The sequence below is a fragment of the Pantoea sp. BS_8 genome (assembly GCF_041954965.1).
In the GTDB taxonomy this organism is placed as follows: domain Bacteria; phylum Pseudomonadota; class Gammaproteobacteria; order Enterobacterales; family Enterobacteriaceae; genus Pantoea; species Pantoea stewartii.
On the sequence record NZ_JAVAXU010000005.1, the window covers coordinates 1 to 22,972 of the forward strand.

The 22,972-nt window shown below is 52.2% G+C and carries 17 protein-coding genes and 1 pseudogene; all 18 read left to right on the forward strand.

Annotated features, from left to right (window positions below):
• Positions 1-799 precede the first annotated feature (799 nt).
• The 18 genes and pseudogenes from aepX to gnd all read left to right on the forward strand — a co-directional run bounded on the left by aepX (position 800) and on the right by gnd (position 22,971).
• On the forward strand, positions 800-1,669 hold the full coding sequence (gene aepX / locus RAC65_RS11550) for a phosphoenolpyruvate mutase (protein ID WP_282497922.1): 870 nt from the start codon (positions 800-802) through the stop codon (positions 1,667-1,669).
• Positions 1,670-1,671: 2 nt separating this feature from the next.
• Entirely contained in the window at positions 1,672-4,098 is a 2,427-nt protein-coding gene (aepY, locus tag RAC65_RS11555; protein WP_375096725.1) for a phosphonopyruvate decarboxylase, read from the forward strand.
• Between the two features lie 52 nt (positions 4,099-4,150).
• Positions 4,151-4,990 (forward strand): phytanoyl-CoA dioxygenase family protein, encoded by an 840-nt coding sequence (locus tag RAC65_RS11560; RefSeq protein WP_375096726.1) that lies wholly within the window; start codon positions 4,151-4,153, stop codon positions 4,988-4,990.
• A 10-nt stretch (positions 4,991-5,000) separates the two neighbouring features.
• Positions 5,001-6,125 carry a 2-aminoethylphosphonate aminotransferase gene (locus tag RAC65_RS11565; protein WP_375096727.1) on the forward strand — a complete coding sequence of 375 codons (1,125 nt, stop codon included), beginning with the start codon at positions 5,001-5,003 and terminating at the stop codon, positions 6,123-6,125.
• On the forward strand, positions 6,122-7,144 hold the full coding sequence (locus RAC65_RS11570; RefSeq protein ID WP_282497918.1) for a GNAT family N-acetyltransferase: 1,023 nt from the start codon (positions 6,122-6,124) through the stop codon (positions 7,142-7,144). The genes RAC65_RS11565 and RAC65_RS11570 overlap by 4 nt, the downstream gene beginning before the upstream one ends.
• Positions 7,141-8,061: a hypothetical protein gene (locus RAC65_RS11575; protein WP_282497917.1), complete on the forward strand. Its 921-nt coding sequence runs from the start codon at positions 7,141-7,143 to the stop codon at positions 8,059-8,061. Before RAC65_RS11570 ends, RAC65_RS11575 begins: the two co-directional genes overlap by 4 nt.
• Positions 8,062-8,066: 5 nt before the next feature.
• Positions 8,067-9,287: a pyridoxal phosphate-dependent aminotransferase gene (locus RAC65_RS11580; protein WP_375096728.1), complete on the forward strand. Its 1,221-nt coding sequence runs from the start codon at positions 8,067-8,069 to the stop codon at positions 9,285-9,287.
• Complete coding sequence (locus RAC65_RS11585; RefSeq protein ID WP_282497915.1) at positions 9,284-10,618, forward strand: hypothetical protein; 1,335 nt, start codon at positions 9,284-9,286, stop codon at positions 10,616-10,618. The genes RAC65_RS11580 and RAC65_RS11585 overlap by 4 nt, the downstream gene beginning before the upstream one ends.
• A gap of 77 nt (positions 10,619-10,695) precedes the next feature.
• Complete coding sequence (locus tag RAC65_RS11590) at positions 10,696-11,436, forward strand: sugar phosphate nucleotidyltransferase (RefSeq protein ID WP_375096729.1); 741 nt, start codon at positions 10,696-10,698, stop codon at positions 11,434-11,436.
• Complete coding sequence (locus RAC65_RS11595) at positions 11,433-12,668, forward strand: pyridoxal phosphate-dependent aminotransferase (RefSeq protein WP_375096730.1); 1,236 nt, start codon at positions 11,433-11,435, stop codon at positions 12,666-12,668. The genes RAC65_RS11590 and RAC65_RS11595 overlap by 4 nt, the downstream gene beginning before the upstream one ends.
• 5 nt (positions 12,669-12,673) lie before the next feature.
• The gene (locus RAC65_RS11600) at positions 12,674-13,300 is read left to right on the forward strand and encodes a CDP-alcohol phosphatidyltransferase family protein (RefSeq protein WP_375096731.1); all 627 of its coding nucleotides are present in this window, start codon (positions 12,674-12,676) and stop codon (positions 13,298-13,300) included.
• 18 nt (positions 13,301-13,318) lie between these two features.
• Entirely contained in the window at positions 13,319-14,623 is a 1,305-nt protein-coding gene (locus tag RAC65_RS11605) for an ATP-grasp domain-containing protein (RefSeq protein WP_375096732.1), read from the forward strand.
• Between the two features lie 12 nt (positions 14,624-14,635).
• The gene (locus RAC65_RS11610) at positions 14,636-15,892 is read left to right on the forward strand and encodes an MFS transporter (RefSeq protein WP_375096733.1); all 1,257 of its coding nucleotides are present in this window, start codon (positions 14,636-14,638) and stop codon (positions 15,890-15,892) included.
• A 582-nt stretch (positions 15,893-16,474) separates the two neighbouring features.
• Positions 16,475-17,116, forward strand: a complete 642-nt coding sequence (locus RAC65_RS11615) for a hypothetical protein (protein ID WP_375096734.1) — start codon at positions 16,475-16,477, stop codon at positions 17,114-17,116.
• 233 nt (positions 17,117-17,349) lie between these two features.
• Entirely contained in the window at positions 17,350-17,901 is a 552-nt protein-coding gene (locus tag RAC65_RS11620) for a hypothetical protein (RefSeq protein WP_375096735.1), read from the forward strand.
• Between the two features lie 312 nt (positions 17,902-18,213).
• Positions 18,214-18,381: pseudogene (locus tag RAC65_RS11625) on the forward strand (IS3 family transposase); the annotation flags it as partial.
• Between the two features lie 1,082 nt (positions 18,382-19,463).
• On the forward strand, positions 19,464-21,965 hold the full coding sequence (locus RAC65_RS11630) for a glucan 1,4-alpha-glucosidase (protein WP_367144057.1): 2,502 nt from the start codon (positions 19,464-19,466) through the stop codon (positions 21,963-21,965).
• A 1-nt stretch (position 21,966) separates the two neighbouring features.
• Positions 21,967-22,971: a phosphogluconate dehydrogenase (NAD(+)-dependent, decarboxylating) gene (gene gnd / locus RAC65_RS11635; protein ID WP_375096736.1), complete on the forward strand. Its 1,005-nt coding sequence runs from the start codon at positions 21,967-21,969 to the stop codon at positions 22,969-22,971.
• The last annotated feature ends 1 nt before the right edge of the window (position 22,972 follow it).

A 22,972-nucleotide genomic window follows, 5' to 3' on the forward strand; every position in this document is an offset into this window, starting at 1 on the left:
CTTGAGTTAAATCTGATTTAATCAATAATTCAATATTGTTCACAAAATAAGTTTGTGAATCTTACGAGTGATTTGATAGTCATTGCTTTAAGTTTAGTGGCGAATTGATATGTAAATCAATTTAATAAGCAGGCTAATTAAAACGGAAACATGGAATGTCATATGTGAGATGGTTAATCGAAATAGCTAGAGTGCGCATCACTTGGATTGAGTTAATAAATTTAATTTCATTATAATCATGTAGTTAGCATTAATCATTAAATTTCCTACTCAATCTAGTTGCTAAAAAAAGATTATGGTGTTACTTATATGAACATCAAGTTAATTATTTGTGAATGATTTATGCTTGTATCAAATATTAATTTTTTTTCATATTGTTACAAACTAGATTGATTCCAGTCAGTTTGAAAACCTTGTTTCGCGTGCAAATGTCTTGGTCTAACAGGGCATAACTTACATTATTAAACAGAGCATTTCGGCTCAGATGTCGATCATCCCCGACATCTGGCTGAATAATCTAATTCCGTATATATTTTGTAATATTATTCTGAAGGAGATAAATGGAATATGTTAGGGCTCAAATGAACTGCTGTATAGGACTATTAATTATCAGGATTTTATGCTCTTAAAAATTAAATCATAGCCTACGAAGCTCTATCGGTTTGTTTAAACAATAAAGCCATCCTGACATAAAAGTTAGGGTTGTTCTCGTCTTGCTTTAATTATTTTTATTTAGTGTCTGGTTATAGGTTTTTTGCTTATGCTTTCCCACTAGTAATAACTTTAATTGAGGTAAAAAATGAAAAAATCATCTGCTTTAAAGGCGTTACTGAATAAAAAAGAAATGGCTTTTTTAATGGAGTCGCATAATGCGATGAGCGCTAAAATCGCCGAGCAAAGTGGTTTTGAAGGACTATGGGCATCTGGTCTTTCTATTTCCGCTTCAATGGGTCTGAGCGATCGTAATGAAGCTTCCTGGACCCAAGTTATGGATGTCGTCGACTTTATGGTAGATAACACTGCCATACCTATCCTGTTAGACGGTGATACTGGATTTGGAAATTTTAATAACGTCAGGCGCTTGGTAAAAAAATTGTCTCAGAGAGGTGTGGCAGGCGTTTGCCTAGAAGATAAGCTGTTTCCCAAAGTAAATTCTTTTATCGGTGCTGGCCAGGACTTGGCTGATATCAATGAATTTTGCGGTAAAATTCAAGCGGCTAAAGATAGCCAACTGGAGGAAGATTTTTGTGTTGTAGCGCGTGTTGAGGCACTGATCAGTGGCTGCCCAATGGATGAGGCGTTAAAGCGCGCGGATGCCTACCGTCGCGCAGGGGCGGATGCGATATTAATTCACTCAAAAAAATCGGATGGTGAAGAAATATTATCGTTCTGCCGTCAGTGGAATAATGCCTGTCCGGTGGTCATAGTGCCTACTAAGTATTACAACACTGAAACCGATGCGTTTCGCGACGTCGGTGTCTCTACAGTTATTTGGGCTAACCACAGTCTACGCGCTTCGATTGCCGCTATGCGAGATGTTACTCAAAAAATTCGTTTGAGTAACAGCGTGGCGCACATAGAAAGAGAAATTGCCACACTGGATGATGTATTTCAACTTACCAACGAATATGAAGTGCAACAGGCAGAGAAAAAGTATTTATCGATTTAATTATGTTTACCTCCACTTGTCTGTGCGAGAAAAAAATGATTAATGTAAAACGTTTCGTTGATGAAATTATTCGGCAAGGTACTCACTTTTTCACTGGCGTTCCCTGTTCATATTTAACGCCGCTTATAAACGACGTTATCGCCCGTAATGAAACTCGCTATATTATTGCCTCAAACGAGGGAGAAGCGCTTTCGCTAGCATCAGGTCTCTGGTTGTCTCATCAGACTGCGGTGGTGTTGTGTCAGAACTCTGGGCTGGGAAATTTAATTAACCCCCTGACTTCCTTAAACGAGCCTTTTTCCATTCCGGTGCTGTTACTGGTGACTTGGCGCGGTCAACCTGGCAAGAAGGATGAACCGCAACACAAGTTGATGGGGGAAATTACGCCGCAACTGCTGACACTAGCTGGCGTAAAATGGGCGTTGCTGCCGGATGATGAAGAACAAGCGCTCCATGCGCTTGAAGAGGCGGGGGACTATATGCGTCGAGCGCAGCGTCCTTACGCTTTGGTGATGACAGGCGATCAATTCTCCGCCGAGGCACCAGGTCTTGCAGCGCAGGAAGTGGGCGCGACACGTGCTGAGGCGCTGGGTGTTCTGCTCGAACATGCCGATCCGCAGGGTGTGTTTGTCGCCACAACCGGCAAAACCGGGCGTGAGCTATTTACGCTTTCAGACAGGCCGGAACATCTCTACTGCGTAGGCTCCATGGGCTACGCCAGCGCGTTGGCCGCCGGCATCGCGTTGGGCTGTGAACATCGTAAGGTGTATGTCATCGATGGAGATGGGGCCGCGCTTATGCATCTTGGCAACATGGCAGGTATCGGCGCCAGTCGTCCTGACAACCTTATTCACATCATTCTCGATAACGGCAGCTACGACTCCACCGGCGCTCAACCCACGGTGTCGCAGGGGGTTAGTTTCGTTGGCATCGCTGAGGCCAGCGGCTATGCACGAGCTTGTAGCTGTAACGACATGACAAGTTTTGCTAATGCGCTGACCTCGCCGGTCAAGGGGCCGATATTGCTTCATGTGCCAATTCGTTCCGGCTCTATGGCACAGCTTGGCAGGCCAACGCTGAGCCCTTTTCAGGTAGCGCGCCGTCTGCGCGATCTTTTGGGGGCCGCGCCCATATCATCAGGCACTTACCCAGAGGGCATTGCAACCTGCCCAGCTTCGTTAAAACCTGCAAATGAGAACCGATCCATGAACATTCTTGATGAGAACCCATCGAACGCACTGAATCCCGTTCTGACGGGGATGGATATTTACGCCTCGAAAGCCATCTCGCTTAAGGCCAAAGCCGATCCGTCTATTGCGAACCTCAGTTTTGGCGAGCCAGTATTTGGTCCCCCGGAACACCTGTTGGATTCGATTGAGCAGCAGGATCTTTCGCTGGACGCCTTTATGGACGCTTCGAAGCGTTATGAAGATCCGCGCGGCAGCCTAGCTCTGCGCCAGGCGATCGCCGCTTGGTATCAGGACCGTTACGGGCTGAAGATTGATGCGGAGAAGGAGATCATGGTTACCCATGGTGGCGTAGAAGCGATTACGCTATCTCTGCTGGTCACCACCAAAGCACAAGATCGGGTAGCCATCAGCGATCCTTCTTATATGCTGTACGCCCGCACGATTAAAACGCTGGAGCGCCGCGCCTTAAGTATTTCCCGCCCCGCAGGCAATCATGAGTATGTGCGCATGCTGGCTGAGCATGGCTCGCTTGAAGGCGTCTCGGCTCTGATTGTCAATTCACCGGAAAACCCTACCGGCTACGTCGCCAGCCCGGAAGACTGGGCTGCGATAGGCGAAGCCGCAGCCAAAAGCGGCACTTGGATCATCCATGATGAAGTTTACGATGCGATGCATTTCGAACGCCCGCATCAGCCTGCGCGTATGGTTTCTTCGTTGGCTAAAAACTCAATTATTATCAATAGCTTCTCTAAGAAATTCGGCCTACCTGGCTTACGTATTGGCTGGATGGTGGCACCTGCCGCCATTATCGATGAAGCGGCTAAAGCCCACGACTACCTTTATCTCGGCGTTAATATTCAGTATGAGCGCATCGCTCAGCGCCTGTTGAGCGACCCTGGTAAATCTGCCTGGCTGGAAAATATGGCGAATGGCGTGGCGGCGCGATGCGATAAAGCCGTTAGTACTTTAACTCAGGAGAAAGGATACCTTTGGCCGCGCAGGCCGTTGGGTGCGATGTTTCTATTCCCCGATGTCAGTCTCTTTTACCACCAACTTCCTGAGAAATATCGTCAGCCTGGCAGACCCGTCGGCGATGTCGTTGCCCAGTATCTGCTTGAAGAGCGGGGCGTCGCCGTAGTGCCCGGATCCGTTTATGGCTCGCAGGGCGATAACCATATCCGCTTGGTTCTCTGCACCCCGGATGACGTTTTTGAAAACGCGCTTCAGCGCATGGTGTAGCTGTTTTTCTGTGGCGGCGCATTTTGCCGCCCTATTAGACTGGAGATATAGGATGAGCTCGCAAGATAACCTTTTTATGCAGAAAGGCTTTATTCACTTCTCGCATCATATATGCCGATTGGATATGCCCGAAATTGAGCAGGCGCTGGCCCGGCTATGTGACCGGGCGCGCAATGAAAACAGTGGCGCTCCGGGCATCGTAAGCGTTTTTGAAGCAAATAACTCGGATTTGCTATGTCGTATTGAATACCTTGCCGGCAGCGACGCCTTTTTCGCTGAAGTACTGGTACCACAGTTAAAAACGCTGATTGAACGGCAGATTGGCCAAGCTGTTAATCTCTTTAAAGACAAGTGTAATTTCAAGCATCCGGGCGGAGGCGGCTTTACGCCGCACCAAGATGTAGTTGCGTATCGCCCCTTTGGCTCGGACTATCAAGTGACCGCTGCAGTGATGCTTGATGCGGCTAACGAAACCAATGGCGCTCTGGAAATGGCTCATATATGGGGCTGCGGAGAAAATGAAGGGGAGTGGGTGACAACGCCGCGCGGCAAGCTGCCTTTACTTCCCAGTTACCAAGGTGGTCAGCGCAACGGTGATATCAGCGATCGTCTGAGTCAAACGATGGAGTGGCATCGTATTGATACCGCACCGGGCGATGTGGTGTTGTTCGATTCATACATCCCCCATCGCTCAAGCCCGAACAACTCGCAATCTACGCGTCGAATCCTGTTTTTCACGTTCAACCTTGCCATCGAAGGCGATTTTTATCATCAGTACTATCAGCGTAAGTGGGCAGCGCCCGACGATCCATTGTTCCATGTTTCAACACCGACGCTGCATAGTGCCAGACATGTAACTGACAGCACTGTCACTCCCCCCAGTAATCGTTGAGGCATAGTTTATGCGCCCTTTGCGTTTATTCACGCCCGGCCCGCTCAACACCTCAGAACGCGTGCGTCAGGCGGCAGGCATAGACCTGGGATCACGTAGCCCAATGGCGACGACTCTGAGCGCTCAGCTGCAGCGCGCCGTCGCCGGAATTGCAGGTTGCAATGAACAATGGTGTGCCATCCCGCTCCAGGGTAGTGGCACCTTCGCTGTTGAGGCGATGCTCTGTTCATTGATCGGCACTAATGAGAGCGTACTGGTGCTCGAAAACGGCATCTACAGTCAGCGGATAGCGTCTATCTGTGCGCTACACGCGATTTCGCATCGCGTGCTGAGTTTTAATGCTATGAAGGGATTCGATCTGGAAGAGGTAGAGGCAGCTCTGCAGGAGAATCCGGAAATAACATATATCGCCGCCGTACACTTTGAAACCGCGCTCGGTGTACTTAACGATATCAGCGGCCTAATTACGCTAGCCCAGCGCTATCGGCGCGAAGTTCTTGTTGACGCCATCAGTACTTTCGGCGTGCTGCCGCTTGATTTCACTCAGCCCTCGTTGCGCGCCATTGCGCTGTCGTCAAATAAAGGGCTGCATGGCTTACCGGGTCTGGCTTTTGTGCTGACGCGCCGCACCGCGCTCAGCCGTAAGATGCCCGCCAGGACACTGAGCCTCGATCTTAACGCACAGTTTGAGTCGTTGGAGCAGGACGGGCAATGGCGTTTCACCCCGCCACTGCAAATTATGCTAGCGCTACAGCAGGCGATCGCTGAGTTTCATGAGCAGGGCGGGCGCGCTGCGCGCTATAAGGTCTATCAACAGCGCATGGAATATTTGCTTCAGGGCATGGCGTCGCTAGGATTTACACCAATAATTGATGCTGAATACCGCGCACCGTTGATCGTGACTCTGGCACCGCAGTCCGAAGTGGATTGCGATATTTCCCGACTCAACGACTACCTGTTCGAGCGACAGCTGGTGATCTATCCCACAAAGCACAGTAATCCCAACTCGTTTCGAGTTGGCGTGATGGGCGAGCTGAGTCTAGCGGACATTGATGATCTGCTCGTCGCATTTTCCATGTTTATCTCCGGCGCGTCTTCGCTGCAGATGCAGGCTTCTCAAGGTGACGCGCTATGAGCTATCGCCTTGTCCACTATAAACATTTTGCCGATGTACCGCCGGAAGCCTACGAACGGTTGTGGGAGGAAAATGGATCTCCCGCTTTCTATCATCCCCGTTTCATAGCGTCGGCGGAGCAGTTTCCCCTATTGCCAATAGCCGGTGCATGCTACCTAAGCGCCTGGCAGGACGATCGGCTGTGCGCCTTCCTGGTGGCGTGGCAGCAGATGCAGCCCGATCCGTTTGGTACGCTGGCGCAAAGTACTGGCATTGTTTTCACTCCACCGGAAGGCGGTCTGCTGGGACATATCGCACACTGTTACGATACCCGAATATTACTTCTGCCGGGGGCGCATGCGGCGGCGGCGGCACTGCTTGAACAGCTGGCGGATATCGCGCGCGCCGCCCATTTGCCCGGCTGCGGCCTCCTTAATTTACCCGATGAAACGTCCCTTAAAGAAGTGGTACGCGCGGCAGGCTACAAAACGGCCTTTATGCACCATCGCTTTGCCATAAATCTGCGTGGCTTTAGCGATTTTGATGAGTATGTTAACCATCTGCCGCGCGATGGACGCCATGAGATGCGCCGCCAACTGCGTAAGTTTGCCGCATCGTCAGGCACGATCCAAGTGCTACCCGGTGAAGAAGCCGATTTAAGCAGCGCGGTGGCCCTTGCGCAGCGCACCAGTGCGAAGAATGGCACGCCCGATTACTATCCGCATAGTGTGTTTGAAAAATTCCTGACTGCCTGCGGCGACCTTATTAGTGTGGTGCAGGTGAAGTATGAGGGCAAGCTGGTCTCGGCGATTATTTGCCTTAACGAACCGGGCTGCCTTCATCTCTGGGCGGGTGGTGCAGACTATGCGCACACAGCATGGAGTCCTTATTCGATTATGGTCGCAGCAGGCGTTCAGCATGCGCTGCACCAAGGCCTTTCGCGTGTCGAAGTAGGGCGTACCAATCCGCGCATCAAAGCCAGACTGGGTTGCCAGCCGCTGTCGCTTTATTCTGCGCTCTGGCAGCAGGAGGAGGCATGAGCGCATCCAACTCACGCATCACGCTGGCCCCTGGCCCGCATAAGGAAGGCGAGATGGCTCGCGGACAAGCGCTGACGCTTATCTATATCGCCCTAACTGCCGCATCGCAAGTATTTCTCAACCATGTTGGCTCGGGTCTACCTGCCGCCGTGAGCTTGTTTTATATGGCCGCCGCCGCCAGCCTTATCTTTAACCTGTGGGAGGTGCGTCGGATAAGGCGTAACCATACTGCGCTCTGCCGGTACTGGCCCGCTTGGACGGTAATGTCAGTCTCCTTTGTGCTGAACTGGCTCTGCTCTTGGTATAGCGTCACTCATGCACCGGCCGATTTTTTTATCGCGATCTTCTTTCTCTCTTCTGCGTTGTGCAACTGCGTTCGCGATCGACTCAGAATAAAAGGCATCACCATTGTCAGCGCGCTTACCGCCATCTGGTGGCTATCCGGTGTAGGCCTTGTCGTGCTGAGCACATCTCTGATGGCGGGTGCCTTTATGTTCATTTACTACCTCAGCTCAATGCGTTTTAGCCAACAAAGTGGGCTAGGTCCGGTGTCGGTCGTTTCGCTGCGCTGCTATTTATTGCTTGTCTGCTGCGCGGGCTATCTCATGGAACAGCGTGGCTTTGCCTCGCTGGCGCTTTCAACGGAAAACCTGCGCAGCGTTATGGTGCTGATCATTGCAAACATGGTACTGCCTTCTTTTCTTTCTCAAACCTGCCTGCAGTGGGTCGGCGTAACAGTGTTTACCTTTATGAATTCGCTTATTCCGATGCTGGCCTTTCTTATGCAGTCGGTGCTGAGCGGCGAGTGGCCGGTCAGTATGCTGCTGGCGGTGACGCTTGCCACACTGACGTTGAATCATGACCGTCTGTTGACCTTAGCTGCCAGCCTAACCTTACGCACCAACCACAAAGGGTAATTGCTATGCCGATAATCAATCCTTGGCTGCAACAGCTGAATCCGATATCTTCCCGCTCGGTGTCGCAGCGCGCAAAAGCTAACCCGCAGATCCTTAACCTCAGCATGGGTGAACCTGATTTCGGACCACCGCCGCATCTGTTGACAGAGTTTAGCAAAGAGGACTTGGGCACCGAACGCTTCATTGACGCGATGAAGCGCTACGAGCATTCGCTTGGGGCGCTGTCGCTGCGTCAAGCCATCGCTGGTTGGTACCGTCAGCGTTACGGTCTTCTTATTGATGCTGAAAAAGAAGTACTGGTCACGCATGGCGGAATAGAGGCGTTTAACGTAGCGCTGCTCGCGCTCACCCAGCCTGGCGATAGCGTCACCATCGCCGATCCTTCATATACGCTTTATCAAAGGGCCATCCAGATGGCCAATCGCCATTGCCATATTTTGCCGCGTGCGCCAGGCGTTGACGAATACGCTGAGGCGCTGGCGCGCGCGCCTGTCTCCGCGTCAGCGCTACTGATCAATAGTCCGGAAAACCCGACGGGTTATGTGATGAGCGAGGCGGATTGGCTGGCGGTGACACGGGCCTCGGCCGAGCGGGGATCGTGGGTTATTCACGATGAGGTCTACGACATGCTGGCGTACACGCGCCGCCACGTTAACGCCTGGTGCTTTCCAGCGCTGCGCGAAAACAGCGTACTGATTAACAGCTGCTCAAAAAAGTTTGGAGTGCCGGGGCTGCGCATTGGTTGGATGATAGGCCCGGCGGCCGTTATTGAGGCTGCCAGTAGGGTGCATGAAAGCCTTTGTCTGGGCGTCAATATCCTCAGCGAAAATATCGCCATTCGCTTGCTCAACGATCATCAAACGCTCGCCTGGATAAAGCAGCAAAACGACATGCTGGCTACGCGCAATCAGTATGCGCTATCGCGCTTAGGTGAAGCGCAGGGCTTTTGGTGGCCGCGACAGCCGATGGGCGGCATGTTTCTTTTTCCTAACGTAAGCCGCTTGGCTCAGTCGTTGCCTTCTCGCTGGCGTGACGGTGTACCCGATGCTGGTCGCGCGGTGGCGAATTATCTAATGGACGAGCTTGAGATTGCGGCGGTGCCCGGCATAGCTTACGGCCCGGCCAGTCAGCCTCATCTGAGATTGACCAACTGCGCCAGCGAAACTGTTTTCCGCCAGGCGATCGATCGTCTGGCTGCTCTGCAATGCAAGGAGTCCTCTCTGTGAACACGTTGCTTGATTGCTCAACACTCGCTTTTTACCAAAGCTGTGATAATACAGATGGCGAAGCTTTCGCGGCACAGCTACGCGCCGTGCATCCCGGCGACTGGCGCGCCACGTTTCCGCCCGCCGTTTATCCACCGGGCTTCCTTACTGAACTGGGCGAGGTTGCCGCCGCGTTGCTGAAGTTGATTTTCAGCTTGCCTGAAAGATTATTCGACGGAGACATCGTCGGCCAGCTTAAGGCGCAACGTCTGACAACGCAGCAGCAAACGGACATCCTGCCGTTTTGTACGCCCCCTCTGCTGGAAAAGGCGAGGCTGTTTGCGCGCCCAGATATTCTGCTTACCCACAGCGGACCTAAAGTTGTAGAAATGAATGTTACACCGTCCTTAGGCGGGCTCGGCATCTGCGATCGCTATGTACAGACATGGCGGCAAAGCGCGCTCTGTCAGGCGATGAGCCAGGCGGGACTTGAACTAACAGCACCGCCGATGGGGAAAATTTGGGGAGAGGTATTACATTCCTACCGCCGCGCACGCAGCGCGTCTCGGCCCGTAATGCTGGAGCTTATCGACGACCCAGCGGAAAACCCGGAAGAGAATTTCGCCCGTCCCGACTTTTTAATGGTGGCGGAGCAGGTCGGTTTTCAAGTCGTTACCGCCAAGCCGATTGATGTGCACTTTCAACCGGACGGCGTCTATGTCAAGCAGCAAAAAATCGATGTGGTGTTTACCGATTTAGTATTTGCCGAACAGCTGGAACACGGTATCAGCAGCGACTTTTTCGCTGCGCTAGCCCAGGCGGAGGCGCAGCGGCAATTAGATGTCTTTAGCATCCCCGCCAGTTGCGCGCTGTACGATAACAAAGCGAACTTGGCGCTGTTAAGCGATCCCGCTTTCGCCGCGCACTTTACCCTTTCAGAGCGCGCCCTAATACAACGTTATATACCGCCGACCTTCCTGCTGAATGAGCAGACGCTGGCACGTGCGCAGCTAGAGCGGGCCCAATTAGTACTTAAACCGGGTCTGGGATTGTGCGGTCATAAAGTGGTGTTCGGCTACGCCTGTACTGAGCAGGAATGGCGAGCCGAGTTGGATGCGCAACTGGCGGCAGGCGGTAGTTGGATCTTGCAAACGCTGGTTAGCGATTTATGGAGCTACGCCCTGCCAACGGCACCTGAAGACAGGCGTATGGTGTGTCTCGGACCGCTGATATTCGACGGAAAATATGCCGGTATTTACTCAAGGGAAGAAGCCTTTAATGGCAAAGCCGTAGCGGTTAATCGGGCCCAAGGAGCCACATGGACGGTCGGTTTCGAACGCGCCGCGAACTAACGATTACCGGTGCTTTTAAGAAAGTGCCGTTAACACATTGACCGGCAGGCAAGCCGGACTTCAACTAGGAGAAGATTATGCGTATTGCATGTTTAATGGCGGGATTGAGCAGTCGGCTGTTACCGTTGACCGAAAAACGACATAAAGCCTGTCTGTCTGTCGGCGCGCGTCGAATGATCGATTACCAGTTGAGCGCCTTCGACGCGGCGGGCATCGATAAGCGCACCTTTGTGGTGGGGCATGGCGCACCAGAACTTGTGCAGGTGCTGCTAGAATCGCAGCCGCATCGCGGCTTTGAACTCTGCTATAACCCGGATTTTTCCGCGCGCAACCTCGACTGGAGCGCCTTTTGCGCGCTCAGCCAGCAGCCCGGCCCGGTTTTATATTATGAGGGAGATTTGCTAATCCCCCCGTCGCTACTTCGTGATATGGCGAACAATACGGCGGAAATCTGCATCGCGCTCGACTCAACAAGCCTTAACCCGACAATGGATACGCTCGTGCTGGCTCCCAACGGCAAAATCGAAAGACTGCTTTTTATAGAACACGGCACGGCTGAGCGCCGTCAAGGTGATGGCGCTTTGGGCGAATTCATTTGTTTGGTGAAGCTGGGCGAGGCAGCGCGCCAGTTTGTAGTAGCGGAACTGGAGAAGCAGCCTTTCCAGGGGGCGATGCAGCTCTACGCGATTTTCGAGCGCGCTTTTGCCCGCTTCACGACCTCGTGGGTAGATGCGGCGGGCCGTCCTTGGGTAGAAGTGGACAACGCCGACGACCTGGCGCGTGCCGCCAAGCTGGCCGAGGAGGTGGCTCGCGCATGAATCATCCCATTGCTTCCAACGCCGCACCTCGCCTGAATCCAACCCTGAGTTCATTGGGTGTTTACGCCTCAAAGGCTATTTCTCAAGCAGCCAAAGAGAATCCTGCCATTCTGAATATGAGCATCGGCGAACCGATTTTCGGCCCACCGGAACATCTGCTGGCGGAGATCGCGCGCGACGATCTTAGCCAAGAGGTATTTCTTGCCAGCGCCAAAAACTACGGGCCTTCCGGCGGCAATCCTGAACTGCGTGAGGCGATAGCGGATTGGTATCGACGGCGTTACGGTCTGGATATCGATCCGCAGCGGGAAATTTTGATTACTCACGGCGGCGTTGAGGCTGTGGCGTTGGCTATCCTCTGCTGCTCCCAGCCGGGCGAGGAAGTCGTCGTCACTGAACCTTCTTATATGCTTTATCAACGAGCGCTGCTGGCGCTGGGACGTCGCGTCCACCATCTTCATCGCAATTTCTTTAGCGACGACGCGCAGCAAAACCTGCCTGCCGCGCCCGCAATGATTGTTAACTCACCGGAAAATCCGTCCGGTTATGTGTTTGACGATGCCGAATGGGAACTGCTGCTGCGCAAGGCCCGACAGCAGGGCAGTTGGATCATTCATGACGAAGTGTATGACACCATGTCGTTTGGGCGACGCCATCGTCCCGTGCGGCTATTCGATCCACAGGGAGACCGAACTGTGTTGGTTAACAGTCTGTCGAAAAAGTTTGGCACGCCGGGCTTACGTATCGGCTGGCTGGTGGGCAATCCTGAGTTTATAGCGGCTGCCAGTAAAGCGAACGATTATTTGATTCTTAGCGTCAATCAGCAGTACGAACGCATTGCCCTCAGAATGCTCATCGATCCTCAATGCGATCGTTGGCTGGAGGAGCGCAGCCTGATGCTGAGCGCGCGCGTAGAACGCGCTCTTGAGCGGCTTACCCCCGACAAAGGCTTCACTTGGCCGCATCGGCCGATGGGCGGAATGTTTCTGTTTCCTAATGTGCAGCGGCTGTTTGAGGCATTAACGCCCGCCCAGCAGCAACGTTTTCCTACATCCGGCGAATGCGTGGCGGATTACTTGCTGCGTGAAATGCAGATCGCGACTGTGCCCGGTACGATCTATGGCGCCAGCTGCGCACAGCACATCCGGCTGGTGCTTGGTTGCGACGAGGCGACTTTCGACGAGGCGCTTGCGCGGCTTGAACGCGCTATGCCGACGCGAATTAGAGGATAATTGGAATGAAAAAATCATTTGCCAGAAGGCTGATGCCTTTCGCGTATATGGATGGCGCGAATTTGGTCACGATGCTCAACTTGTTGATCGCCGCTCTGGCGCTGATACTGATCTTCAGTGGCCAACGGTTTTTGCCGTTACTGCTGGTTTTCGCCGCCATTCTTCTCGATCACCTTGACGGCTATCTGGCGCGCCGTTTCTACGCGCATGACAACCTTAAGCGCGGCTTTGGCAAACAGCTTGATACGCTGGCGGATTTGGTAAACTTCAACGTTGTCACTGCCATGCTGGTATTCGCGCAGTGCCGCGAGTATCCACTACTTGCCGGCATGGCAGCGGCCCTGCTGCTGTTCTGTGGCGCGGTTCGCCTTTCGCACTTCACCTTGCAGAACGGCGACGGGCCCGAAGCGTCTTTTGGCCTTCAAACGCCCTATGCTGCGTTTATCGTGTTGGTTTTGCTGATGCTGCAAATGGCCGGGCGGTTGCCGGGCGGTGAGATTTCAGTGCTTGCACTGTCCGCATTCTTTGCGCTGCTGCAAATTACTTGCGTCCCGATTCGGATGCCTGACAACCGTTTGCTGATTCCAGGGATGACGCTGCTGTTCGGCCTCACTCTATGGGTGTCGTTTTAACTTACTGTTAGCAAGGAGATGTTTATGGCTCACGTTGTTTTTATCGATAGCACCCCTACCGGGCTTAATGCCTTCCGCACCGCCCGCAGCCTGGGGCATCAGGTCACGTTTATCCGTCCGACGCGGGCTTCGAGCTTCGTCAGCATTATGTCGAAAGACCCGAAAAAGTTAGAAGGCCAACTGCGCGATGTTGATCACTACATAGAGGTCGAGACGCTGGAGGATAACGACCTGTTCCCTGTACTGGAGCGTCTGCACAGTGAAAGTCCGATTGATAGCATTATAAGCTCGGCTGAAACCGGCATTATGCCTGCGGCGCGCGCTGCGGAAAAATGGCATACTAGGTATCCTTCGCCTCAGCAACTAAGCAAAGCTGTCTTTAAGCATCAACTGCGTGAGACGCTGGCCCGCCATGGCATCCGCTCACCGAGGTTTGAAGTTTTAAGCGAGGATGCGCTGTTCTCCGGCCCGCAAACGATCTGCTATCCCTTCGTCGTTAAGCCGGTGCGCGGCTTCGCCAAACAGTATTCCGCCATTTGTTATACGCCCGCTGACTTTGACACCTATTTAAAGAACCTGCGTGAAGATCGCGCCAACAGTAGCTTGATAGATAGCGTCGTTTCTCATGATTATATTATTGAGGAATACGTTACCGGCACGCTGCATTCGGCAGAGACAATCGTGCGTGACGGAAAGGTGATGCTTTACGCCACCACAACCCGCTACCGAGCGCATTATTATGACCTGCTGGAGCTGGCGGCAGTCATGCCGTCAGGCTTGCCCGATTCCGACCGGGAGCTTATCCGCGACTATTTACAGGCGGTTTTCAACGCGCTGGAGATCGATATCGGCCTCTATCACGTTGAGCTACTGATGACGCCGGAAGGCCCGGTGCTAGTTGAGATAAATGCTCGCATGATGGGTAGCGTATCGCCGATTATGTATCAGATTCAGACCGGAGAAGACGCTTTCGCTCATTTGATTCGCCTGCATTTAGGCGAGTCGGTAATGGTCAGTGAAGCGGGGTTCAATAATGCAGGTATTACACTGGCGGTGGGGGCCAGACACGGTGGTCATATCAGCGAACGCTTCCGGCAGGAACAGCTGACGGCGCTACTGGAAGCCTATGAAATACCACATAATACACTGAATATTGAGGCAAATAAATTTGTGGGGCGCTATGGCGGCAACTTCAGCATAATGGGACATGTGATTATTCTTGCGGAGTCGCCGGAAGCGGTTGCAGAAAAAGGGCACCGCTTTCTGTGTGAAATGGATGCGCTGACTGGACTGGAAACAGCGAAATATTTCGATCGATCATAAAGGAGAATGGTGATGCTTACCCGCGAAAGTTTATTCCAAAATCCGCAGTTTGCCCGTTTTTACTGCGGCGACGTGGCGACACAACTCGGGTCGGCCATCACCTTTATCGTTGTACCGCTGATCGCCGTTGCGGTCTTACACGCAACTCCGTTCGACGTTGGGTTGATCGCAGCCTGCGCGCGGGCACCTTTTATGCTGTTTACGCTGCTGGCGGGCGTGACCGCTGATCGGCGGGAGCGGCGCGCCATTTTGCTTGTAACCAATATGGTGCGTTTTAGCATGCTGTTTGCATTGACGCTTATCGCCTGGAGCGGGCATCTTTCGATTCCCTTCCTGCTACTCGGCGTGTTTATCGTTGGCTGCGCTAATGTCTACTTCGAAGTGGCGTATTGGTCTTATCTACCCAGCCTGGTGCCACTGCATTTAATCGCACGCGCAAGCGGGGCGCTGGCGGCGATAGCCGGCGCGGGAGAGTTGCTCGGTCCTGCGCTAGGCGGCATATTAATTAAGCTGACCAGTGCTTCAGGCACGCTACTGCTCAATGCGCTGCTTTTTCTGGCGGGGAGCAGTCTGCTGCTGGGATTGCCGAAAAATCATCAGGCGTCCAGCGAAAAGCAGCGTTCTTCCAGTCTTATACAGATTAAAGAAGGCATGACGACGCTATTCCGACACCCCGCATTACGCCGCTTGACAATCATCGGTGCCGCGTGGAATCTGTTCGCCTGTACCGCCACGCCGCAGTTAGTTGTTTACCTGAGCCGCGATGTGGGGCTGGATGCTTCTTCGGTTGGCTTAGTGTTGGCCTCTCAGGGAATGGGCGGACTGATCGGCGCGCTGTGCGCGAGTCTGATTAGCGACAGATGGGGTGCTGGACGCGCTATCCTGCTTGGGGGCATTGTTTATGGGCTGTTCTCTCTTGCAATTTGTCTGCCCGACCTTTTTCCGCGTCATATGCATTATCTGGACGCAGTTTTTCTATTTTTTGCCGGTTGGGGCTCATCTGTTGGGGTGGTGAATATCCTGAGCATGCGTCAGCGCGTCTGTCCAAGCCCTCTGCTGGGACGCGTCAATGCCAGTTTTCGCTTTATCACTTGGGGTATAATGCCAGCCTGCGCGCTGTTGGGCGGTGCACTTTCTCAGTTTTTCGGCAGTCACGCGGTGATTATGGGAGCATGTATCGGTGGGCTGCTTTCCATCCTACTGAGTTTCAAAAGCGGCGTGGCTATATTGCGCCAAGAGCAAGACGTGCAACTGGATATCAGCACATGAGCCGAGCACTTATCCGTGTATTCAGTATCAGACAGCCCGGCATCATTCGCATGTCAACCGTTGTAACGGTCTCAAAGCCAGCCTGTAGCTTATCCGTAAGGGTATCAAGACGTTCACTGAGCAATAAGCCAAGGCTAAAACCATGCGGAGAAAGAGGCTCTCATGGCCTAGCTATTATCGATAAGGATTCCTATATCTGTGCAGAGGGTGGTGCTGGCGAATCTGAAAATACTTGCTGCATGGCCTGAAGTGCTGCGAAATAGAGTTTTAATTTAACATAATTAGTATTATGCGCATTTATGCCTTTATTTGATAATGTTGCTTTTTGGATAGTTTATAATATTAGCCGTAAACTGCGTTTTCTCCATTTCTTATGGATGAGGCTGCTGGCCATGTCTAACAAAAAACTCACCATATTTCATTGTTGCTGGTTTTAAACTAAAAGTGCCTGCATTTATTCATATATGAATTATCCGCTTATTAAGGGCCTTTTATGAACTGCTAGAGCTGTCAAAGTATTGCTCTGACAGTTACAATATTTTAATGTTTACTGATTAGATGATGAGATTATGGGGTAAAGCAATGGATGCTAAAATGCTCGCCAGTTCAATCGTATCGGGCGTGGTTTCTGTGCCAATGGACTTCTATCTAGGACTCGAGCGAACCTTTCAGGATTTGGACCTGTCTGATGGAGGCCGACGCATCCAGTCACGCAATATGCATGATGACGTCCGCGTGGGACATGCTGTTTATAACGTCTTTAAGAACAGAAACGAGATAGCTAAAATTGTTAAGATCATCATCGATGATACTCTGCAATACCTCCCCGAACCCGCACTTCGCAAGGTTTATGACAAACTGATTGGCAGCGCAACTTCAATGACCAGCAGGACGGCTACTCAACTGACATTGTCTTCTTACTTTGGGTCAAAGGTCGTCAATGGGGTCATGCTTTCATTTATATCCCGTGTGGCACTCCGGGGACTAACCGGTGGCTTGACCGGCGGCGTTATCGCCCAAGGCGTTATTTCACGTGCCTGTGAGGCATCCCGACGGCTTCAGATGCAAAACCCTGAGCTATGGCGCAAACTGAGGGTTAACGACTACGACATGCTATATTTCATGTTTGAAGAACCGCTGCAGAACTTCATTAAAATGGGTGAAATGTTACGTAAAAACCCCTCCGCTTCCAGAGAGTTTATCAATGCTATCGAAAATTATTAGACTTGTTCGTAAGCTCATCGCCGAAGTATCCGGTGGTCTAGTACTGATGGCTATGGTGGTAGGTATATTTCTGGCAGCCACGCTTAATGAAGGCACCATGCGCTTTATAGGTCCGCTGCTCGTTCTCGTAGTTGGACTGATTGTTTACGGTCTAACTTATCTGATTGCTGAAAAGCCAGACCGTCGTTAACATTTAAGTGACAGAAGTTACTGAACAACATTCGCGAGTACTCATGAGTACAGACCTGATATTTAAACAACTTCCTGCACTAGCCTCCTGCGGAATTTGTCATATAGGGCGAGAATATGGCGGATTCGGCGACAGGGTTTGCTACTTTTCAGTCAGTTTGAAAGACAGCAATGTCGCCTGGATGAAGTTGTCGCTGTGGCAATATTCTGAGAAGTGGGTCGTGATCGTTCGTAAACGTCCGTTCCTTAATGCTTGGGCACGGTCTGGTGATGAACCACAGCTCGCAGCTGGCGATGAAAAAGTATGGAGAAATGATTATAAGTTTTTTCGCGCGGAGAAAGGTTTTTCTCACGGATATTATAACCCTGTCCCACTTGCATTGTGCGATGCACATTATGAAATAGAAAAAGGGTTACCCGTGCTCCGCGCGGGTTTTACAGATGGTGTAACGCGAACATTATGGCTTATGGCCAACGGGGCGGAAAGTTTCCCAGTTAGCGTATCCTCAGAAAGTGATGCTCGTCTGTTATTCCGGGGCGCAGGTGACAGAACAACTCAACCGCTTTCAGTCTCTTTCCTGTATTCACTGTGTTAACAAAGCCGAACTATACAAGGTTTTGACCTTGTAGGCTGAACAAAAGTAATTCTGCTTGTTAACTTTCGGCATCTTTCGCTTTTCGTCTGCCAGCAATGCACCAAAAAAATTATTTGAACATTATTCGAATGCATTTTTATACTCTAAGGTACTGTCATAGTTAATAAACTTTGCTTTGTTTATAGCAACAACAATTTGTGCTGGAATATTGATTTTTTTTGTCATTACAAAAATTCTCAAGGAGCATATCTTCAGGTTACTGAAAGAGATCTCACTAACATCATGGTGTACCAATCAACGGGAAGCAGGTCACGTCTGCTCTGTCGGGTTCTGGATGTGTATCCCAGTGGCTTTTACGCCTGACTTCAGCAGCCGCATTCACAACGCCATCAGGCAGACCTGAGACTGACATGAAGGATTAAACAGTTCTGGCTGGAATCGGGATGTGTCTATGGTTATCGCAAAATCCATCTGGATCTGCTATGAGCGGGCAGCCAAAGCGGGAGCGGTCAGATAAAGAGTAAGGCGTCACACTAAGAACTGCACCTGTATGGACGGGATTAAAATATGCGGAGGTCATAAAAATTGCCCACGCCGTGTACGCATGATTTACAGGCAAGTGCCTCATGAGTTCCACCAAATTCGAGCACGTCAAAAGTGTGAAAATTTATTCGTAGTATGGATTGAAATTATTGAGTGCCAAATTGTGAAAGGTTAAAACTGTTGAATCTTCCAAAATACAGGACATATTTAATTTGGTGAATAACGCTGATGTTTTAAAGGAGCATCTGATTCTGGTACAAAATAGGTTAATAGTAAGGTATACGATTAACGATGCCACAAGTCAGCATTTCCCCTGCTCTTGTAATTCGTTACTTCCCTGTTCCGAATGCATTGCCTCCCCGATTATTGCTTCAGGCTTTCCCGCTTAGTGGATCTGAATGATATTGACGTCAGGATGCATCATTTAGCACCTGGAATCAAAGCTCATGCACGAAATTCTGTCTCTGCAATGTTGAAGCTGCGCATTCTTAATCGCTCTGAATGCTGAGCGTGAAAATAAACTTCCGGCCTCTGGATTTGATGTGGAAGCGATTACGCACTTATTCTCAACCTTCAGCGAAATAAACACCACGCAAACTGAGGTCGGGGGTGTACAGGCACACAGCAAGCCATCCTCCCGTAAAGATTCTGTCACGTCTATATAACGCTTTCCCGGAGCCATATCCTGGTGAAAGCTGTCAAATAAAAAACTGATTGTTTGCCATGCAGTTGGCCCCAGAGCGTCAGGCCCGGGTAATAATTAACTCAGCCGTAATCCTTAACCGCTAAAAAAATTTTATTTTTTACACTTTCATGTGTATTGAAACTTTTCAGAGAGTTGACCGGAAATGTTACAGCGGCTATAACCCTATTAGGTTCGATACTAAAATCACAAGATTTTAAGTTTAACCAAGTTGCTTTGGTATAGAAATATTTCACTCTTGCCCGCGATAAGTCAGGATGTTATCCGCATCTTCGTGGTTAAGATTTTTTCTGCACACAGCCAAGGTATTCTGAATATGTCAAATTCTGACAACGACGCCCTACCGTTGCAAATGTGCGCAAGCGAGGACGCCCAACAACAGCGCGCCATCATTGACGTAGCGCCGGGAAAGCCAGGGATTGAAGCCCGCTGGACATCGAGTGCCAAGAGCGGAATTGGTAACGCCCTTTCACCTGATTCCCGCGTCTGGTTCACCTTAAGCCACGGCATTCTCAACGAAATTTATTATCCGCGCGTTGACAGCGCCTGCACCCGCGATTTTGGGTTCATCATCACCGCCCCTGAAGGTTATTTTTCAGAAGAAAAGCGCGATTGCTCAACAGTAACCCATACGGTCTCGCCAGGCATTCCGGCCTTTTCGATCGTTAACACGGCCCGGGATGGTCGCTACCGGCTCGAAAAAGATATCATCACGGATCCTGCCCGTGACTGTGTCCTCCAACGCATCCGTTTCACCGCGCTAAAGGGGGATGTTGCGGATTACAAGATCACCGCCCTGCTCGCTCCCCATCTGGTGAACGCCGGGCAAATGAACACCGCATGGATCAGTGAATTTGAAGACAGGCCCGTGCTTTTCGCCACGGGTCGCTCTCGTTACTTAGCGCTCGTCTGCGATATACCCTGGACGGCAATGAGCGTGGGCTTTGTCGGCACGTCAGACGGCTGGCAACAGCTGAAAAAATACGGGCGCATCGCGAATTCGTATCAGCGCGCGAACGATGGCAATGTCGCCCTTGCCGGTGAGCTGGCATTCACTAGTGCCTGCCGTGAAGCCACGCTGGCAATCGGGTTCGGCCAGACAGAATCCGAAGCCGCAGCGGCGGCAACCGCCAGTCTGAAAGCAGGCTTTGACAAAGCCCGCAAGCACTACATCAGCAACTGGCAAGCATGGCAGAACACGCTCATTCCACTCGATCAACTCGAGCGGAACGGTGTGAATACATACCGGGTGTCAACCGCAGTTCTGGCCTCGCATAAAGCAGCCGATTGCCCCGGTGCTGTTGTCGCGAGCCTGACGATTCCGTGGGGATTTTCGAGGGGCGATGACGATCTGGGAGGCTATCATCTGGTCTGGCCGCGTGACCTGGTCGAAACGGCTGGGGGATTCCTGGCAGCCGGCGATGCCAACGAAGCACTCGCCATACTGGACTATCTCCGACGCGTTCAGGAGCCCTCCGGGCGCTGGCCACAGAACCTGTGGCTCGATGGAAAACCATACTGGTCAGGTATCCAGATGGATGAGTGTGCCTTCCCTGTTCTGCTAGCCGATATGCTGCTCCGACTTGGTCATCTCGATAAAAAAGCGCTGAAACACTTTATGCCCATGCTGCGCGGTGCGGCCCGCTATATTTTGACCAACGGCCCGGCGACCGGCGAGGATCGCTGGGAAGAAGACGCGGGCTACAGCCCGTTTACTCTGGCGGTCGAAGTCTCCGCTCTCCTTGCCGCCGCGGACCTGCTTTCGCTAGACGGCGATGAGGTGGCTGCATACCATCTGCGCGAAACCGCCGACTGCTGGAATGAGCAGATTGAAAAATGGACCTTTGCCGGAGAGCCCGATTTTTGCGCATCAGTTGGTATTGCCGGTCACTACGTCCGCATCGCTCCCCCCGGCGCAACGGATGAAGCAAGCGCATCCGGCGAAACCGAGATCCGCAACCAGACGCCGGATCGGGCGATTCTGTCCACCACCGATGTGCTGAGTCCGGATGCCCTGGCATTGGTGCGTTTTGGTCTGCGCGCCGCCGACGACCCGCATATCGTGGATACGGTAAAAGCAATCGACCACAGTCTGCGTGTCGAACTCCCTCAGGGGCCACTATGGTATCGGTATACCGGCGATGGCTATGGTGAGCACGAAGACGGCGCGCCGTTCGATGGTATCGGCCAGGGACGTCCCTGGCCCTTGCTGGCGGGCGAACGCGCGCATTACGAGCTGGCAGCGGGCAGGCGCGAGGTCGCGGAGGCGCTCTTATCCACGCTGGAGAAGTCGGCAGGTCCGGGCGGGTTGTTACCGGAACAGACCTGGGATGGGCCCGATATTCCTGAAAGGGAGCTGTTCTTCGGCCAGCCAGCCGGGAGCGCCATGCCACTTGTCTGGGCGCATTCCGAGCATATTAAACTCGTGCGGTCGCTCCGCGATGGCGCGGTCTTCGATATGCCACCGCAGGGCGTCGAGCGCTATATCCGGAATAAAACCGCATCGCACTTGCGCATATGGCGCTTTAACAACCGCCTGTCTTCTGTTCCTGTCGGGAAGCAACTGAGGCTGGAAACGGAAGCGAACGCACTGGTGCACTGGAGCACAGATAACTGGGCGACCGTCTCTGACAGCCCGGCGATCCCTTCCGGACTTGGCACATACTATGTGGACCTGCCTTTACAGCATGAGGACGCAGGAACCCGCGTTGTCTTCACCTTCTACTGGCCTGATGTTGAAAACTGGGAACACACCGACTTCACCGTTCAGGTTGTGAATGAACCGGAAAATCAAATGCGCATTGACAGAGAGGAATGATATGCAGATTGGAATGGTAGGACTCGGCCGTATGGGCGCAAACATGGTTCGTCGTCTTCTTAAACAGGGCCATGATTGCGTGGTCTTCGACGTGAACGCCGATAACGTTGACGCACTGGTTAAAGAGGGAGCAACCGGCGCGTCGTCGCCAGCCGATCTTATTGCTAAACTGGCGGCGCCGCGCGCGGTCTGGCTCATGCTGCCTGCCGCGATCACACCGAAGATTGCGCGGGATTTCGCATCAAAGCTGAATAAAGGCGACGCCATCATTGACGGGGGCAACTCCTTTTATCGTGAAGCGATCGATCTCTCTGGAGAGTTTTCCCCCCTTGGGATCGACTATATCGACGTCGGTACATCGGGTGGCGTGTGGGGCCTGGAACGTGGCTATTCCCTTATGATCGGTGGCCCGCAGGCGGCTGTGAAGCGTCTGGATCCGATTTTTGCGTCGCTCGCGCCCGGTGCCGGTCAGCACATTGAGGAAGATGCGACCGTAGGCACAGCGCCGAGAGGCTATCTTCATTGTGGGCCGGTGGGCGCCGGACACTTCGTCAAGATGGTACATAATGGCATTGAATATGGTGTGATGGCCGCCTATGCCGAAGGCCTGAATATACTGAAAGCCGCCAATGCCGGAAACGGCGAACGAGAGGCAGATGCGGAAACCGCGCCTCTGTCCCATCCTGAATATTACCGTTTTGACATCAATCTTCCCGCCGTTGCGGAGGTATGGCGACATGGCTCGGTTATCGGTTCCTGGCTGCTGGATTTGACCGCCGAGGCGTTGAAGCAGGACCCGCACCTTAAAAACTATGATGGTCGTGTGTCAGATTCCGGTGAAGGCCGCTGGACACTGCAGACAGCGGTGGAAACGGGCGTTCCCGCGCCGGTTCTCGCGTCTGCTCTCTTCGGGCGTTTCTCTTCTCGTGGTGAAGCACTGTTTGCTGAAAAAGTTCTTTCAGCCATGCGGCACGCCTTCGGTGGCCATCTGGAAAAAACCCGCTAAA